The sequence below is a fragment of the Sphaerisporangium rhizosphaerae genome (genome assembly GCF_042665155.1).
Classification (GTDB): domain Bacteria; phylum Actinomycetota; class Actinomycetes; order Streptosporangiales; family Streptosporangiaceae; genus Sphaerisporangium; species Sphaerisporangium rhizosphaerae.
Map to the genome: position 1 here is coordinate 12,412 of NZ_JBHTCG010000038.1, position 16,892 is coordinate 29,303.

The 16,892-nt window shown below is 72.6% G+C and carries 12 protein-coding genes; 10 read left to right on the plus strand and 2 right to left on the minus strand.

The features are described from left to right. The first annotated feature begins 125 nt into the window (after positions 1-125). From recN to pssA, 9 genes are all read left to right on the plus strand, one after another. On the plus strand, positions 126-1,934 hold the full coding sequence (recN, locus tag ACFQSB_RS34770; protein WP_380831120.1) for a DNA repair protein RecN: 1,809 nt from the start codon (positions 126-128) through the stop codon (positions 1,932-1,934). A 756-nt stretch (positions 1,935-2,690) separates the two neighbouring features. Next, complete coding sequence (gene steA, locus ACFQSB_RS34775; RefSeq protein ID WP_354926624.1) at positions 2,691-3,887, plus strand: putative cytokinetic ring protein SteA; 1,197 nt, start codon at positions 2,691-2,693, stop codon at positions 3,885-3,887. Then, the gene (locus ACFQSB_RS34780; protein ID WP_354926626.1) at positions 3,884-4,861 is read left to right on the plus strand and encodes a copper transporter; all 978 of its coding nucleotides are present in this window, start codon (positions 3,884-3,886) and stop codon (positions 4,859-4,861) included. Before steA ends, ACFQSB_RS34780 begins: the two co-directional genes overlap by 4 nt. Before the next feature lie 60 nt (positions 4,862-4,921). Beyond that, entirely contained in the window at positions 4,922-5,923 is a 1,002-nt protein-coding gene (locus ACFQSB_RS34785) for a hypothetical protein (RefSeq protein WP_380831122.1), read from the plus strand. Beyond that, positions 5,920-7,647: a murein biosynthesis integral membrane protein MurJ gene (gene murJ / locus ACFQSB_RS34790; RefSeq protein WP_380831123.1), complete on the plus strand. Its 1,728-nt coding sequence runs from the start codon at positions 5,920-5,922 to the stop codon at positions 7,645-7,647. Before ACFQSB_RS34785 ends, murJ begins: the two co-directional genes overlap by 4 nt. Next, positions 7,640-9,094, plus strand: a complete 1,455-nt coding sequence (locus ACFQSB_RS34795; RefSeq protein WP_380831125.1) for a glycosyltransferase family 4 protein — start codon at positions 7,640-7,642, stop codon at positions 9,092-9,094. The genes murJ and ACFQSB_RS34795 overlap by 8 nt, the downstream gene beginning before the upstream one ends. Before the next feature lie 533 nt (positions 9,095-9,627). Then, positions 9,628-10,611 carry a TerC family protein gene (locus ACFQSB_RS34800; RefSeq protein ID WP_354844709.1) on the plus strand — a complete coding sequence of 328 codons (984 nt, stop codon included), beginning with the start codon at positions 9,628-9,630 and terminating at the stop codon, positions 10,609-10,611. Positions 10,612-10,732: 121 nt separating this feature from the next. Next, on the plus strand, positions 10,733-11,380 hold the full coding sequence (locus ACFQSB_RS34805) for a phosphatidylserine decarboxylase (RefSeq protein ID WP_354844712.1): 648 nt from the start codon (positions 10,733-10,735) through the stop codon (positions 11,378-11,380). After that, complete coding sequence (gene pssA / locus ACFQSB_RS34810; RefSeq protein ID WP_354844715.1) at positions 11,367-12,206, plus strand: CDP-diacylglycerol--serine O-phosphatidyltransferase; 840 nt, start codon at positions 11,367-11,369, stop codon at positions 12,204-12,206. Before ACFQSB_RS34805 ends, pssA begins: the two co-directional genes overlap by 14 nt. Before the next feature lie 171 nt (positions 12,207-12,377). Here the strand turns inward: pssA and ACFQSB_RS34815 are convergent, their stop codons facing one another. After that, positions 12,378-13,022, minus strand: coding sequence for an MBL fold metallo-hydrolase (locus ACFQSB_RS34815; RefSeq protein WP_380831127.1), 645 nt, complete (start codon positions 13,020-13,022; stop codon positions 12,378-12,380). After that, positions 13,019-13,837 (minus strand): maleylpyruvate isomerase N-terminal domain-containing protein, encoded by an 819-nt coding sequence (locus tag ACFQSB_RS34820; protein WP_380831128.1) that lies wholly within the window; start codon positions 13,835-13,837, stop codon positions 13,019-13,021. The genes ACFQSB_RS34815 and ACFQSB_RS34820 overlap by 4 nt, the downstream gene beginning before the upstream one ends. 189 nt (positions 13,838-14,026) lie before the next feature. Here ACFQSB_RS34820 and uvrA point away from each other — a divergent pair, with 189 nt between their 5' ends. Next, entirely contained in the window at positions 14,027-16,867 is a 2,841-nt protein-coding gene (gene uvrA / locus ACFQSB_RS34825; protein WP_354844724.1) for an excinuclease ABC subunit UvrA, read from the plus strand. Positions 16,868-16,892: the final 25 nt, after the last annotated feature.

Here is a 16,892-nt window from a genome sequence, read left to right on the forward strand (position 1 = left end):
ATCGAAAACCTTGGCGATTTCCGCGTAGGATCGACCCGCACAAAAGAGGTGACCGAGCCAAGCTCCACACGCTCCGGCGAGGTGCCCGAGCGGAGGCGGCGCGGCGAAACGGCGGGAGGGACCCAGTGCGGCCACGGGTCGATGAGGTCCGGATCAAAGGGCTCGGGGTGATCGACGAGGCTGTCCTGAAGCTCTCCTCGGGCTTCACCGTCGTCACCGGCGAGACCGGCGCGGGCAAGACGATGGTCGTGACAGGGCTCGGGCTGCTGTTCGGCGGCCGGGCCGACCCCGCGCGCGTCCGCCCCGGCGCCGAGCGGGCCACGGTCGAGGGCACGCTGTTCGTCGAGCAGGGCGGCCGCGTCGCCCAGCAGGTGGAGGACACCGGCGGCGAGATCGAGGACGGCGAGCTGATCATCGCCAGGACGGTCTCCACCGAGGGCCGCTCCCGCGCGTGGCTCGGCGGCAGGTCCGTGCCGGTGGGCACGCTCACCTACCTCGCCGAGGACCTCGTGGCCGTCCACGGACAGATGGACCAGCAGCGGCTGCTGCAGCCCGGACGCCAGCGCGCCGCGCTCGACCGCTACGCCGGTGAGGAGCTCGTCAAGCCGCTCCGGGCCTACACCCAGGCCTACAAGCGCCACAGGGAGGTCGGCGAGACGCTCCAGGAGCTCACGACCAAGGCGCGTGAGCGGGCCCAGGAGGCCGACCACCTGCGCTTCGGGCTGGAGGAGATCGAAAAGGCCGACCCCAGGGCCGGCGAAGAGGCCGAGCTCAAGCAGGAGGAAGAGCGCCTCGCGCACGCCGACGCGTTGAAGAACGCCGCCGTGACCGCCCACTCCGCCCTGCTCGGCGACCCCATGGCCGCCGTCCAGGGGCTGCAGGACGCCGTCTCCCTGCTCGGGCAGGCCCGGGCGGCGGTCGAGGCCGTCCGCGAGTACGACACGGCGCTGTCGGGCATCGGCGACCGCCTCGCCGAGGCCGGGTACCTGGTGTCGGACGTGGCCACCGAACTGGCCGCCTACTCCGAGTCCGTCGACGCCGACCCCGCCAGGCTGGCCGCCGTGCAGGAACGCCGCGCGCTGCTGAACGGCCTGATCAGGAAGTACGGCCAGGACAGCGAGGCGGTCCTGGCCTGGGCGAAGTCGGCCGCGGTCCGCGTCGGCGAGCTGGCGGGGGACGACGACCGCATCGCCGAGCTGAGCCGCGAGCACGAGGAGCTGACGGCGCGGCTGACCGAGCTGGCGGCCGAGCTCACCAACATCCGCACCGCCGCCGCCGAGCGTTTCGGCGCGGCGGTCACCGCCGAGCTGACCGCGCTCGCCATGCCGCACGCCCGGGTCGTCGTGGTGATCACCCCGACGGGCTCGTTCGGTCCCGACGGCGCCGACGACGTCGAACTGCGCATGATGTCCCATCCCGGGGCTCCGGCGCTGCCGTTGAACAAGGGTGCCTCCGGCGGCGAGCTGAGCCGGGTCATGCTGGCGATCGAGGTGGTGTTCGCCGGCGCCGACCCGGTGCCGACGTTCGTGTTCGACGAGGTCGACGCCGGAGTCGGCGGCAAGGCCGCGGTGGAGATCGGCAGGCGGCTCGCCCGGCTGGCCCGCACCTCGCAGGTCATCGTGGTGACCCACCTGCCCCAGGTCGCCGCGTTCGCCGACCAGCACCTGGTCGTCGAGAAGGCCAGTGACGGCAGCGTCGTGCGCAGCGGTGTCACCGCTCTGGACCCGGAGGGCCGCGCCAGGGAACTGTCGCGCATGCTGGCCGGTCTGGAGGACTCCGCGCTGGGCCGCGCGCACGCCGAGGAACTGCTGTCCATCGCCGCGGCCGACAAGGCCACGGCGGCGACCCCGTCCGGCAGGCCCGCCCGCGGCGGCAGGAGCGTCGGCGCGTCCGGCAAGCCCGCAGCCACGGGCAAGTCAACCGGCCGCTCATGACCCTCACGGGCCGCCGGTCGTACGCGCCGGCCGTCGATCGTCGACCGAACCCGTGAGCCCTGACGGCCCCCGGTCTTCGGCGCCGCGCTCCAGCCGTGCGGCGGCGAGCACACGCGAGCCGTCGGTCATCGGTCGCACGCACCGGCGGTCCCCGCGACGGAGGCCCGCGGCGGGGACGGCCGATGGATTCGGCCGCCCATCAGGGGGTGGATCACGGCGACCGCCCGTCCTGGGCGGCCGGATGTGCGTACCCTGGGGACGGTCTTGTGCCGGCTTGTGCTCGCGCGGGAGCCGGCGGGGGTTCGCGTACGCGAAGGCGTCGGGTCGCACATGAGAGACACGCGGGGTTCGGAAGTGCCTGCCTCCGCAGGCGCCTCGCGGGAGGCCAGGGGCGCGCGTGGCATGGTCCTGGGGCGGTGCCGAGCGTTCGTGAGGATGCCGCCGGTGCAGCGAGGATGCGTGCTGGGCGTCCTGTGAGGAAGCGTGCCGAGCGTCTGTGAGGAAGCGTGCCGAGCGTTCGTGCCCATGCGTGCGGGGCGTTGCCGCGCTTCGCGCGCGAGCGTTCGTGCGGATGCGAGCCGAGCGTTCGTGAGAATGGGGGCTGGGCGTTCGTGAGGAGGGGGGCTGGGCGTTCGTGACGATGAGTGGAGGGCAGTGGTTGTCCGGCGGTGGGCGTCCGGTGTACCCACAGTGACAGGTCTGACACGCCGTGATGCGGGCCCATCTTGGTCGCACGCTCTGGCAGGATGGTTCGTGATGAAGGTGCCGACCTTGAAGGTTCAGGGCCTCCGCCGCAGGAAGGTCCCAGACCTTCCCGGGGTGACGGCAGTGGCGAGGATCGATCGGCGGACCAAGAGGCTGACCAAGCGCCTCAGGCCCGGGGAAATCGCGATCATCGATCATGTCGACGTCGACCGGGTGAGCGCGGAGGCTCTTGTCGCGTGCGGCGTCTCCGTCGTGCTCGACATCGCCGCCGGCATCAGCGGCCGCTATCCGAACCTCGGCCCGCAGATCCTGCTCAACGCCGGGGTGACGCTCGTGGACAACGTCACCCCAGAGGTGTTCGACCGCGTCCGCGACGGCGACCTGGTGCGCGTCCACGAGGGCGTGGTGTACCTGGAGGACGAGATCGTCGGGAAGGGCGAGATCGCGACCCCCGACAGCGTCGCCGCCGCGATGGCCGAGGCGCGGGCGGGCCTGTCGGTCCAGATCGAGGACTTCGCCATCAACACGATGGAGTACATCCGCCGCGAGCGCGACCTGCTGATCGACGGCGTCGGCGTCCCCGACATCCGCACATCCATGGAGGGCAGGCACGTTCTGGTCGTGGTGCGCGGCTACCACTACAAGGAGGACATCGCCACCCTCCGCCCCTACATCCGCGAGTACCGCCCGGTGCTCATCGGGGTGGACGGCGGCGCCGACGCCCTGCTGGAGGCCGGCTACATGCCCGACCTGATCGTCGGCGACTTCGACTCGGTGTCCGAACGCAGCCTGTGCTGCGGCGCCGAGCTCATCGTGCACGCCTACCGCGACGGCCGGGCGCCCGGCCTCGAACGGGTCCAGCAGCTCGGCCAGCAGGCCGTGGTGTTCCCCGCCACCGGCACCAGCGAGGACATCGCGATGTTGCTGGCCGACGACAAGGGCGCGAGCCTGATCGTGGCGGTCGGCACCCACGGCACGCTGGTGGAGTTCCTGGACAAGGGGCGCTCGGGCATGGCGAGCACCTTCCTCACCCGGCTCCGGGTCGGCGGCAAGCTCGTGGACGCCAAGGGCGTGAGCCGGCTGTACCGCAGCCGCATCTCGATCGGCTCGTTGCTGCTGCTGGTGGCGACGGCGATGGTCACGGTAGGCGTCGTGCTGTGGTTCTCCCCGATGGGGAAGGTCTGGCTGAACGGACTTCGGGACGCCTGGAACGGTTTCATCTTCTGGTTGGTCGGACTCTTCTCGTGATCGATTTCCGCTATCACCTCGTCTCCATCGTCGCGATCTTCCTCGCGCTCGCCATCGGCATCGTCCTGGGCAGCACGGTGCTGAACGCCCCGCTGGTGGCCTCCACCGAGGCGGTGACCGCGCAGCTGCGCGCCCGCAACATCGAGTTGCAGGCGCAGGTGAGCGGGGTGCAGAGCCGCGAAGGCGCCGACGACTCCTTCATCGCCGACCGCCTCCCGCTGCTGGTCCAGGGCGCCCTGACCGGCGAGCGCGTCGTGATCGTCGAGGCGCCCGGCGCTGACTCCAAGCTGCGCGACCCCATCGATCACGTGGTCACCGCGGCCGGGGCCGTGGTCACCGGCCGGGTCACGCTCACCGAGAAGTACCTCAACGCCGAGCAGGCCGCGGTCCTGGACGAGCTGGCGACCACCGCCAAGCCCGCCGCCATGGAGTTCCCCCTCAACGCCACGCCGTACGACAAGGCGGCCGCGGTGCTGGCCGGCGCCCTGATGACCTCCGACAAGGCCCAGGCCGGCAAGGACGAGCCGGCCGCCGCCGGCGTGCTCGGCTCCTTCGAGAGCGACGGGCTGCTGTCGGTCGAAGGCGACCCCGGCAAGCGGGCGACGCTGGCGCTGGTCGTGGCCCCGGCCACCCCCTACGAGGGCGACACCGCGGACGCGCAGAACTCCGCCGTCGTCGCGCTGGCCACCGGGCTGGACGATGGCGGAGAGGGCGCCGTCGTCACCGGCGCGGTGCCCACCTCGACCGCGGCGGGCGTCATCGCGGCGCTGCGCGCCGAGAGCGACGCGGCGGCGAAGGTCTCCACCGTCGACAACCCCGATATGGCTTCTGGGCAGGCCGTGGTGGTCTACGCTCTGCGGGAGCAGGCGGCCGGCAAGGCCGGGCAGTACGGCCTCGGCTCGGACGCCACGGCCGTCGAACCGACCCCCGTGTCCTCGTCCACGCCCACTCCGACCGCGGGCGCGGGCGGCTGACGCGCCGCACGCCCAGTCCCGGCGGTCGCGCCGGGTGCTCCTGACGAAGAGGGATCTGCTGTGGCCCATCGCACCTGGCTCGGCGCCCTGGCGGGCGCGGCCCTCGGCGCCGTCGCCGCCCGCGCCGCCTACTCGGCGTTCACGCGCCGCCCGCCGATCGGCGACGAGAAGACCTGGACGCGCACCAACCACCGCGGCGAGCCGCTCACTCTGCTGGAGGGGCCCGCGTTCGTGGCAGGCGCCGGCGCGGCGGTGGCGCTGGCGCCGGGCCTGCCTCCGCGGGCCCGCGCGGCGGCGGTCCTCGCCACCGTGGGCGGTGGCGCCCTCGGCGCCTACGACGACCTTCGGGGGGCGACGTCCTCCAAGGGCTTCAAGGGACACCTGACGGCCCTGGCGCGCGGTGAGGTGACCAGCGGCGCGGTGAAGATCCTCGGCATCGGCGCGGCGGGCCTGGCCGCCGCCGCCCTGCTGCCCCGCCACCCCGGCGAGGCGGGACGCGGCGCGGTGTCCGCCGCCGTGGACACCCTGCTCGACGGCGCGCTCATCGCGGGCAGCGCCAACCTGGCCAACCTGTTCGACCTGCGTCCCGGGCGGGCCATCAAGGTGGGGCTGCTCGCCGGCGGGCCGCTGCTCGCGGCCTCGCTCGTCAAGGGCGCGACCGCCGGTCGTACGAGCGCGATCGACGGCACGGGGCTCCTCGCCGGTCGCGCGGGCATGGCCGCGGGCGCGGGCGTCGTCCCCGGCCGTGCGGGCGTGGCCGGGCGTGCCGGGTCGGGCGCCGCCACCGGGGCGGCGCTTGCCGCGGTGCCGATCGGGGCGGGCCTCGCCCTGCTGCCGGAGGACCTCGGCGAGCGGGCCATGCTCGGCGACGCGGGCGCCAACGCCCTCGGGGCGCTGCTCGGCGTCGCGGCCGTCGCGGGGCTGCGCCGCCCGGCCCGGCTGGTGCTGCTCGGCGCGGTCGCGGCGCTCACCGCCGCCTCCGAGAAGGTCAGCTTCACCAAGGTCATCGCCGGAAACCCGGTGCTCCACCGCCTCGACATGCTGGGCCGCCGTCCCGCATGACCGCACGGGTGGGCCGGGGCCTGGCCGCCGCGGCGGCCCTCATCGCGGCCGTCACGATCCTGGCCCGCGTGGTGGGCTTCGCCAAGCAGCTCGTCCTGGCCCGCACGGTGGACACCGGCTGCCTGGCCACGGCGTACTTCACCGCCAACCAGGTGCCCAACATCGTGTTCGAGGTCGTCGTCGGCGGCGCGCTCGCCGGGATGATCGTCCCGGTGCTCGCCGGGGCGGCCTCCCGCTCCTCGGCGCCGGTCCCCGCCGGCTCGCGCGCGGCGCCGGTAGGCGGCGGTGCGGCCGGTGAGGGCGCCGAGTCGAGCGCCGAGTCGAGCGCCGAGGAGGCCCGGGACCGGGTCGGGCGGATCACCTCGGCGCTGCTGAGCTGGGTGCTGGTGCTGCTGGTGCCGCTCGGAGCGCTCACCGCCCTGGCGGCCCGTCCGGTGATGGAGCTGTTCGCCGGGCAGGTGCGAGGCTGCGACCCGGGCGACCTGCTGGACACCGCGACCCGGATGCTCGTCGTCTTCGCCCCGCAGATCCCCCTGTACGGCCTGGCCGTGGTGCTGTACGGGGTGCTCCAGGCCCACCGGCGCTTCACCGGCCCGGCGCTGGCCCCGCTGGTGTCCAGCCTGGTGGTCATCGTCGCCTACCTGCTGTTCGTGCCGCTCGCCCACGGCGTCACCGCCCCCCTGACGGCGGTGCCGCGCCCGGCCGAGCTGGCCCTGTCCGTCGGCACCACGCTCGGCGTGCTCGCGCTGGTCGTGACGGTCATCGGCCCGTCCTCGCGGCTCGGCCTGCGGCTGCGGCCGACCCTGCGCTTCCCCGAAGGCGTGGCCGCGCGGGTGCGCCGGCTGGCGGTGGCCGGGCTCAGCGCCCTGATCGCCCAGCAGGCGGCCGCGGCGCTGGTGGTGTGGCTCGCCAACCGGTACCTCGGCGCCGGCGGGCTCCCTGGGTACAACTTCGCCTGGGCGATCTACCAGGTCCCCTACGCCGTCCTGGCGGTGCCCATCGCCACCAGCGCGTTCCCCGCCCTTTCCGCGCGGGCCGAGGAGGGGGACGGCCACGGGTTCGCCGTTCTGTCGGCGCAGACCACGCGGGCGGTCATCCTGGTGTCCGGCATCGCCGCCGGGGCGCTGGCGGGGGTGGCGGTTCCGGTGGCGGAGGTCTTCGTCGGCGGCAAGGCCGGCGAGGTGCCCCCGGCCGAGCTGGCGCGGGCCATCGCGCTGTTCGCGCCCGGCCTGCTCGGGTACGGCCTGATCGCCCACCTGGGCCGCGTGCTGTACGCGCGGGGAAGGGGAAGGGCGGCCGCCGCGGGCACGGTGGCCGGGTGGCTGGTGGTCATGGCCGCGCAGACGGCCTTCGCCGTGGCCTTCCCCGCCGATTGGCGGCTCGGCGGCCTCGCGTTCGGCAGCGCCGTGGGCATGACGGCGGGCGGGGCGTTGCTGATGGCCGCCGTCCTGCGGAGCGGGGGCGCGGCGGCGCTGGCCGGGGTGGGGCGCGCGACGCTGGCCGCGGTGCTGGGCGGCGGAGCCGGCTTCGTGGCCGGTCTGTGGGTCGCCGCGCTGCTGCCCGCCCGCGGGCCGGTGGCCGGGGCGGCGGTGACGGTGCCGGCCGGTGCGGCGGCCCTGGTGGCGGCCCTGGCCGTGGCGCTGGTCGTGGACAGGCCTGATGTGATGGCGGCGCTGTCGCGCGTGCGCGGGGGCGGCCGGGGAGGGAACGGCGGAGATGGCTGAGACGGCGCGGCGCGTGGCCCTGGTTCTCGGGACGAGCACCGGCGGGGTGGGGCGGCACGTGCGCATGCTCGCCGGAGGGCTCGCCCGGGAGGGCCGCCAGGTCGTGGTGATCGGCCCGGCGAGCACCGACGAGGCGTTCGGCTTCTCCGGCGTCGCGGGCTTCGCGGGGGTGCCCATCTCCGACCGGCCCCGTCCGGCGGCCGACCTGCGGGCCGTGGCGCGGCTGCGGACCCTGCTGGCGGGGGCCGACGTGGTGCACGCGCACGGGCTGCGCGCCGGCGCGCTGGCGGCCCTGGCGCTGGCCGGCCGCCGTACCGCACTGGTGGTCACCTTGCACAACGCGCTGACCGCCGGGGGAGCGGTTGGCGCGATATATGGGCTTTTGGAGCGCATTGTTGCGAAGAAGGCTGATCAGGTGCTCGTGGTGGCTCCCGACCTGGGGGAGCGGATGACCGCCCTCGGGGCCCGTCACGTCGCTGCCGCGGTCGTCCCGGCCCCGCCGCTGTCGCCCGCGACCAGGACGCCCGCCGAAGTCCGCGCCGAACTGAGAGCAGGACCGAGAGCAGAATCTGGTCGGTCGAACCCCGCCGAGTCCGGCGCCGAGCCGGGTCGCGCGTCCGGCGCGGCCGACGTCGGCGCCGAACCCGATCGGGCGCCGCGCACAGCCGCGGCCGGCGCCGAGCCAGGTGAGGTGTCGGACGCGGTCGGGGTCGGTGCCGAGCCTGGGGTGTCGGACGGGGCGGAGGCCGGCGCGGTGCCGGCTCGGGTGTCGGACGCGGTCGATGTCGGTGGCGAGCCTGGTCGGGTGTCGGACACGGTCGATGTCGGTGGCGAGCCGGGTGGGGTGTCAGGTGACCTCGTGCCGCAAGCGACGCCCGGCGACGGGGCCGCAGGGGCCCGGGAGGGCGGCGGGCCGATCTTGCTGACGATCGCCCGGCTGGCCCAGCAGAAGGGCCTGGAGACGCTCCTGGACGCCGCGCGCGGGCCGTACGCGGAGGGCGCCGCCCCGCTGTTCGTCGTCGCGGGGGACGGGCCGCTGCGCGGCGAGTTGCGGTCGCGCGTCGAGGCCGAAGGGCTCCCGGTCCTGCTCCTGGGCGACCGCGCCGATGTGGCCGACCTCCTCCAGGCGGCCGACGCGCTGGTGTCGCCGAGCCGCTGGGAGGGACAGCCGCTGAACGTCCAGGAGGCGCTCAGGGCCGCCAAGCCGATCGTCGCGACGGCGGTCGGCGGCGTCCCTGCGATGGTCGGCGACGCCGCGCTGCTCGTCCCGCCCGGGGACGCGGCCGCTCTGCGCGAGGCGATCGCGCGGTTGATCGCCGACCCGGCGCTGGCCGCCCGCCTGTCGGCCGCTGCGGCGGCCCGCCCGCTGCCGGACGAGCAGGCCGCCCTGCGCGCCGCCGCCACCGCCTACGAGGCCGCGCGAGCGACCGCCACCGGCCACGCCTGACCGTTCCCGCGGCGGCCCTCTCGCGTCCCGGCCACCCTTCCGGCGGCCCCAGCGCCTCCTGGGCACCCCCTCGCCAGGGTTTCTCGCGCGTCCGTGCGCTTTCTCGGGATGGTCCTTGTGCGTTCCTGTGCCGCCTCGCGACGGTTCAGGCGCGTCCGGGCGCTTCCTCGCGGCGGTCTTTGTGCGTTCTGGCCGGCCCTCGGCCTTCGGATGTCCTGGTCGCGGTTTCCGGTGGTCCTTCTCGGGCCGGCCGTCCTCGTGGAGGGTGTCTCGGATGGGGGTGGACCGTGCGGGAACCGGCGTTGATCAGCGGATTCGGGAGCGCGGGCGGCCGGGAGGCCGCGCCTGGTGAAACCGCTGATTAGGTACGGCTTATGCGCTCGCCTATACTCCTCGGCGAGGGGGGGAGTATCCCTTCGCGACAGCCTCGTCATCACGGAACGTCCCTTACGGCGGGCCCGGGGCTGCCGGTCCGCGCCACTGGTGCGGGCGGGAGAGACCTCCGGCACTTTGACGCGGGCCGGAGGTTTGTCTTGGACGTTTCCGTATGGGTTTGGGCGGGGCTCATTGCTGGGCTCTTGGTGGTGCTGGCCTTCGACCTGTGGATCGTCGACAGAGGTGAGCCCCGCGAGTTCTCGCTGAGGCAGGCGAGCTTCTGGGTCGGCTTCTACGTCACGCTGGCCGTCCTGTTCGGCATCGGCCTGTGGATGATCGCCGGGCCGGACCACGCGGGCGAGTACTTCGCCGGCTATCTGACCGAGTACAGCCTGAGCGTGGACAACCTGTTCATCTTCTACATCATCATGGGCCGCTTCGCCGTGCCGAGGGTGTACCAGCACAAGGTGCTCCTGGTGGGCGTGCTGATGGCGCTGGTGATGCGCGGGATCTTCATCCTGGTCGGCGCGGCGGCCCTGCAGCGCTTCGGCTGGCTGTTCTACGTGTTCGGGGCCTTCCTGCTCTACACGGCCGTGAACCTGCTGCGCGGCCACGACGAGGAGGAGTTCAAGGAGAACCTGCTGCTGCGGTGGGTGCGCCGCATCTTCCCGACCACCGACGGCTTCGTCGGCTCGAAGGTCACCGCCCGGGTGGACGGCCGCCGCATGGTGACCCCGATGCTGATCGTCATGGTGGCCATCGGCACCACCGACCTGCTGTTCGCGCTGGACTCCATCCCGGCGATCTTCGGGCTCACGCAGGACGCCTTCATCGTCTTCACCGCCAACGCGTTCGCCCTGATGGGCCTGCGTCAGCTCTATTTCCTGCTCGGTGGGCTCCTGCAGCGGTTGGTGTACATCAGCTACGGTCTGTCGTTCATTCTGGGCTTCATCGGGGTTAAGCTCATCATGGAGGCCTTGCACACCAGTGGTGTCTCCTGGGCGCCCGAAGTGCCGATCTGGGTCTCCCTCTCGGTCATCGGCGTGACGATGGTGGTCACCACCGTGGCCAGCCTCATCAAGGCCAGGCGCGACAAGCGGTCCGGTGGCGCCGCCGCCCCGGCGAAGGTGTCCCAGGGGTAGCGAATTGGTGCATGAGGCGATTTGCTTGTCTCGTATCGCTATGCAATGGCGACGGGATGGGTAACATTCGGCGACAAGTCACGAACCGGTCTCTGGCCGCAAACATCACAAAAGGTTCCCCGTGTCCAACGATTCGCCAAGCCACAGTCGCCGCCGCGTGCGGCTGGCACGTGGTGTCTCCCCCTGGCTGGCCCCCACCGCCGCCGCGGCCGTCGTCTCGGCGGGCCTGGCCCGGCGGTCCCGCCCGTGGGTGCTCGCGGCGGCTCCGCTGACGGCTCTCACCGGCGCCATGCTGTGGTTCTTCCGCGACCCCGACCGCGAGCCGGGCGCAGGGCTGGTGCTGAGCCCCGCCGACGGCGTGGTCCAGAGCATCGACCCGCAGCCGGACGGGCGCACCCGCGTGGCGATCTTCATGAGCCCGCTGGACGTCCACGTGAACCGCGCGCCGCTCGACGGCACGGTGACCTCCATCCGGCACGTGGCGGGCGGCTTCCGCCCGGCGTTCAACAAGGACAGCGACCAGAACGAGCGGGTCGTGTGGCACTTCGAGACCGAGATCGGCGACCTGGAGCTCGTGCAGATCGCCGGAGCGGTGGCGCGCCGCATCGTGCCGTACGTCGGCATGGGGGCGAAGCTCACGCGAGGGGAGCGCATCGGGCTCATCCGGTTCGGCTCCCGCGTGGACATCTACCTTCCAGAAGGGATCGCCCCTGCGGTGAGCGTGGGGGAGCGGACGACGGCAGGAGTGACTCGCATTGACCGCGGCTGACGCAGGCTGGTCCATAGAGGGCGTGGACGAGGACGAAGAACCCCGGGGACCGGTCGGCAAGGCCTTCCGGCTGTCGGCGGCCGACTCGCTGTCCATCGGCAACGCGGTCTGCGGGTTCCTCGCGGTGTGCGTGCTGGCGTGGTCGGCGATCAGTCAGTTGCAGGCCCAGAGCGAGTTCCAGTCCGACCCCCGCTACTTCGCCACCGCCGTGGTGCTGCTGCTGATCGGCGCCACGTGCGACCTGTTCGACGGGCTGGTCGCCCGCAAGTTCCGCGCCTCGGCCATGGGGGCCGAGCTGGACAACCTCGCCGACGTGATCAGTTTCGGCTTCGCCCCGGCGTTCATGGTGGTCGCCTGGGCCGGCTTCTCCCACAAGCTGCCCCTGTGGGTGGTCCTCTGCGCGGCCGTCTCGGTGCTGGTGGCCGGTGTCGTCCGGCTCGCGCGCTTCGCCTGCGTCAAGACCAAGAGCGGCGACTTCATGGGCCTGCCCATCCCGATGGGCGCCATGACGGTGGTCTCCATCGTGCTGCTCTTCCAGCCGTCGTACCTCACCCTGCTCGGCATCTTTGCCGTGGCCTGGCTCATGGTGAGCCGCATCGAGTACCCCAAGCCCAAGGGCAACCTCGCGGCGGTGGTGCTCGGCTGGGTCATGATCAACGTGGTCTGCCTCATCGTGTGGGCGGCCGACCTGTCCGGCGGTGACCTGCTCATCCAGGTCGGCGCCTGCATGCAGATCGCCCTGGTGTCGGCCATCCCGCTGCGCGTGCTCATGTTCAAGCGCGAGCAGCGCAAGGAGCGCAAGGACACCGAGTCCGCCGTCCGTTAGCCCGGCGGCGGCCCCTGCGACGCGCACACGGCCCGGTCCCCTCGACACCGAGGAGATCGGGCCGTCTCGCGTCCGGCGGGCGGCCGTTTCCGATGGACGCCCGTTCCGGCGACGGCCGTTCCGCGCTCCGGTGGGCGGCCGTCCGGCCGTTCCGGGCGCCGCATCGCCGGCCTACCAGCCGCGGGCGCGCCACTCGGGCAGGGAAGGGCGCTCGGCGCCGAGGGTGGTGTCCTTGCCGTGGCCGGGGTACACCCAGGTCTCGTCGGGCAGCCGGTCGAAGACGCGCTCCACCACGTCGGTGTAGAGCCGCTCGAACCGGGCCGGGTCGCGCTCGGTGTTGCCCACGCCGCCGGGGAACAGGGAGTCGCCGGTGAACAGGTGGGCGTTCTGGAACAGCAGCGCGATGGAGCCGGGGGTGTGGCCGCGCAGGTGGATGACGTCCAGGGTGACCACGCCGACGGTGACCCTGTCGCCGTGCTCCACGGGCCGGGTCACCGGGACGGGCAGGTGCGGGGCGTCCAGCGGGTGGGCGACGGTCTCGGCCCCGGTCGCCTTGACGACCTCCGCCAGCGCCGACCAGTGGTCCTGGTGGCGATGCGTGGTGACGACCTTGCTGATGGGCCGGTCGCCGACCAGCTCCAGCAGCCTCGCGGGATCGGCGGCGGCGTCGATCAGCACCCCGTCGCCGGTCTCGCGGCAGCGCAGCAGGTAGGCGTTGTTCCCGAAACCGCCCACCTCCACCTTGCTGATCGTCAGGTCGGGCAGCTCGCGGACGTCCGCGGGGCCGCCGGCCGTCACATCACCGGTGTAGCTCATGGATACTCCTCAGGTGGCGTCGCCGGCAGGCCGGGAGGTGCCGTCGCCGGCCACCGCGGCGCAGCCGGAGGCTTTCCCGCCAGCCTAAGCCTCCCGGGCCCAGGTTGATCGTCGCCCTCCGCCCGGCCGGCGGGCTCGTCTCTCAGGCGCACCACCTCGCCCAGATCACGGGAAGGCAGGCGGCCGGCCACCCAGGCGAGAACGGCCCCGGGCGGCCCCTCCACCGCCGGGCCGTCACCGAGGCCGGTCCAGCGCCGCCCGCCGGCGTGGACGGCGCCGACCGGGCTCTGCTCGCGCGGCCAGGCGGCCATGGAGTCGTGCAGTTCGCGCCACACGAAGGGCTCGGGCCAGGCCGCCCAGGTGTAGCCGGCGTCCAGGTCGACGTGGTGGATCTCCACCTCCCGGATCCTGCGCACCAGGATGTACCAGGCGGGGTGCCCGCCGCCGTTCAGGCCGCCCACGGTGGCGGCCCAGGCGGGCGCCGGCATCGAGGCGATGGCGTCCTCCAGGCGCGCCGCGCTCGCGGCGATGTCCGCGTGCTGCTCCGCGGCGGGCCTGCCGGCTCCTTCCGCTATCTCCGTCTCTCTGGCCTCGTGCGTTGGGTACTGTGGTGTGTACACACCCGTCTTGGCCCACGTCACGAGGTTGACGTGGCTGTCGGCGTTCCGCGCGATGTGGGCCAGCACGTGGCCGCGCGTCCACCCCGGAAGCAGGGAGGGAGCCGTGACGTCCGAGCCGGACAACGCGGCCGTGGTGGCGAGCAAACGGTTCGTGGCCGCGGTGAGCTCGGCCCGGAGGGCGTTCAAAACGGTCATGCGACACATCCTTCATCCGAAATCCTCCGCCCGCGCGATCTTCCGCGGGTGCCGGGCGGCCGGTGCCCGGCATGTCCCTCGCCGGAGCGCGGAAAAACTGTCGGACCCCGTCGTTACAGTGGCGGCGACTAGTCAGAGGTGGCCTTCTCCGGCCGCCGTGGATCGCAACCCCAACATGAGAGATCTGCTGTGGCCGACCGCTTGATCGTTCGTGGCGCGCGCGAACACAATCTCAAAGACGTCTCGCTCGACCTGCCGCGAGACGCTCTCATCGTCTTCACCGGGCTGTCCGGCTCGGGCAAGTCCAGCCTGGCCTTCGACACCATCTTCGCCGAGGGCCAGCGGCGTTACGTCGAGTCGCTCTCGGCGTACGCACGGCAGTTCCTCGGGCAGATGGACAAGCCCGACGTCGACTTCATCGAGGGCCTGTCCCCGGCCGTCTCGATCGACCAGAAGTCCACCTCCCGCAACCCCCGCTCCACGGTCGGCACCATCACCGAGGTCTACGACTACCTGCGTCTGCTGTGGGCCCGCATCGGCAAGCCCCACTGCCCCACCTGCGGCCGTCCCATCGCCCGGCAGACCCCGCAGCAGATCGTCGACCGCGTGCTCGAGCTGGAGGAGGGCACGCGCTTCCAGGTCATGGCCCCGGTCATCCGCGGGCGCAAGGGCGAGTACGCCGAGCTGTTCCGCGAGTTGCAGTCCAAGGGCTTCGCGCGGGCGCGGGTCGACGGCACCGTGATCCGGCTCGAAGAGCCGCCGACCCTGAAGAAGTACGAAAAGCACGACATCGAGGTCATCGTCGACCGTCTCTCGGTGAAGGACGGCGCGCGCCGCCGCCTCACCGACTCGGTCGAGACCGCCCTCCAGCTTTCCGGCGGCACGATCACGCTCGACTTCGTCGACCTGCCCGAGGGCGACCCCGGGCGCGAGCGGTTCTACTCCGAGCACCTCTACTGCCCCTACGACGACCTGTCGTTCGAGGAGCTCGAGCCCCGGTCGTTCTCCTTCAACTCGCCGTTCGGCGCCTGCCCCGACTGCACCGGCCTCGGCACGCGCATGGAGGTCGACCCCGACCTGGTGGTGCCCGATCCCGAGAAGACCCTGGGCGACGGCGCGCTGTCCCCGTGGGCGGGCGGCCACACCAGTGACTACTTCATCCGGCTGGTGGAGGCGCTCGGGCTCGCCATGGGCTTCGACCTGGACACCGCGTGGGAGCGGCTGCCCAAGCAGGCGCAGAAGGCCCTGCTGCGCGGCTACGACGAGCAGGTCCACGTCCGCTACAGCAACCGCTACGGCCGGCAGCGCTCGTACTACACCACCTTCGAGGGCGTGATCCCCTGGGTGCAGCGGCGGCACGCCGAGGCCGAGAGCGACTCCTCGCGCGAGCGCTTCGAAGGCTTCATGCGCGAGATCCCCTGCCCCACCTGCAAGGGCGCCCGCCTCAAGCCGGTGTCGCTGGCGGTGACGGTCAGCGACCGCTCCATCGCCCACGTCTCGTCCATGTCCATCGGCGAGTGCGCCAAGTTCCTCGGCGGGCTCACCCTGTCCGAGCGCGACATGCACATCGCCGAGCGGGTCGTCAAAGAGATCAACGCGCGGCTGGGCTTCCTGCTGGACGTCGGCCTCGACTACCTCACCCTCGACCGCGCGGCCGGCACCCTGGCCGGCGGCGAGGCGCAGCGCATCCGCCTGGCCACGCAGATCGGCTCGGGCCTGGTCGGCGTGCTGTACGTCCTGGACGAGCCGTCCATCGGCCTGCACCAGCGCGACAACCAGCGCCTGCTCGACACGCTGATCCGCCTGCGCGACATGGGCAACACCCTCATCGTCGTCGAGCACGACGAGGACACCATCGCCGCCGCCGACTGGGTCGTCGACATCGGCCCGGGCGCGGGCGAGCACGGCGGCCAGGTCGTGGTGTCGGGCACGGTGCAAGACCTGCTCTCCAGCGAGCACTCCCTCACCGGCGCCTACCTGTCCGGGCGCAGGAGCATCGACGTGCCGGCCGCCCGGCGCAAGCGCGACGCCAAGCGCAAACTGGTCGTCAAGGGGGCCCGCGAGCACAACCTCAAGGGCGTCGACGTCGAGTTCCCGCTGGGCGTGTTCACCGCGGTCACCGGCGTGTCGGGGTCCGGCAAGTCCACCCTGGTCAACGACATCCTCTACAACGCGCTGGCCAAGGAGCTCAACGGCGCCAAGACCGTCCCCGGCCGGCACTCCCGGGTCACCGGCACCGACCTGGTGGACAAGGTCGTGCACGTCGACCAGAGCCCCATCGGCCGCACCCCGCGCTCCAACCCGGCCACCTACACCGGGGTGTTCGACCACGTGCGCAAGCTGTTCGCCCAGACCACCGAGGCCAAGATCCGCGGGTATCAGCCCGGCCGGTTCAGCTTCAACGTCAAGGGCGGCCGTTGCGAGGCGTGCTCGGGCGACGGCACCATCAAGATCGAGATGAACTTCCTGCCGGACGTCTACGTCCCCTGCGAGGTCTGCCACGGCGCCCGCTACAACCGCGAGACGCTCGAGGTGCACTACAAGGGCAAGACGATCTCCGAGGTCCTCGACATGCCGATCGAGGAGGCCCTTGAGTTCTTCGACGCCATCCCGCCGATCAAGCGCCACCTCAAGACGCTCAACGACGTGGGCCTCGGGTACGTCCGGCTCGGCCAGCCCGCCACCACGCTGTCCGGCGGCGAGGCCCAGCGCGTCAAGCTCGCCTCGGAGCTGCAGCGCCGCTCCACCGGCCGCACCATCTACGTGCTGGACGAGCCCACCACCGGCCTGCACTTCGAGGACATCCGCAAGCTGCTCGGCGTCCTCGGCCGCCTGGTGGACGGCGGCAACACCGTCATCGTGATCGAGCACAACCTGGACGTGATCAAGACCGCCGACTGGGTCATCGACATGGGCCCCGAGGGCGGCTCCAGGGGCGGCCTGGTGCTGGCCACCGGCACTCCCGAGCAGGTCGCCCGCATCGAGGACAGCCACACCGGCCGCTTCCTCAGCAAGGTCCTGGGCGGCTGAGCCCGTCTCCTCGCGACTGAGGCGC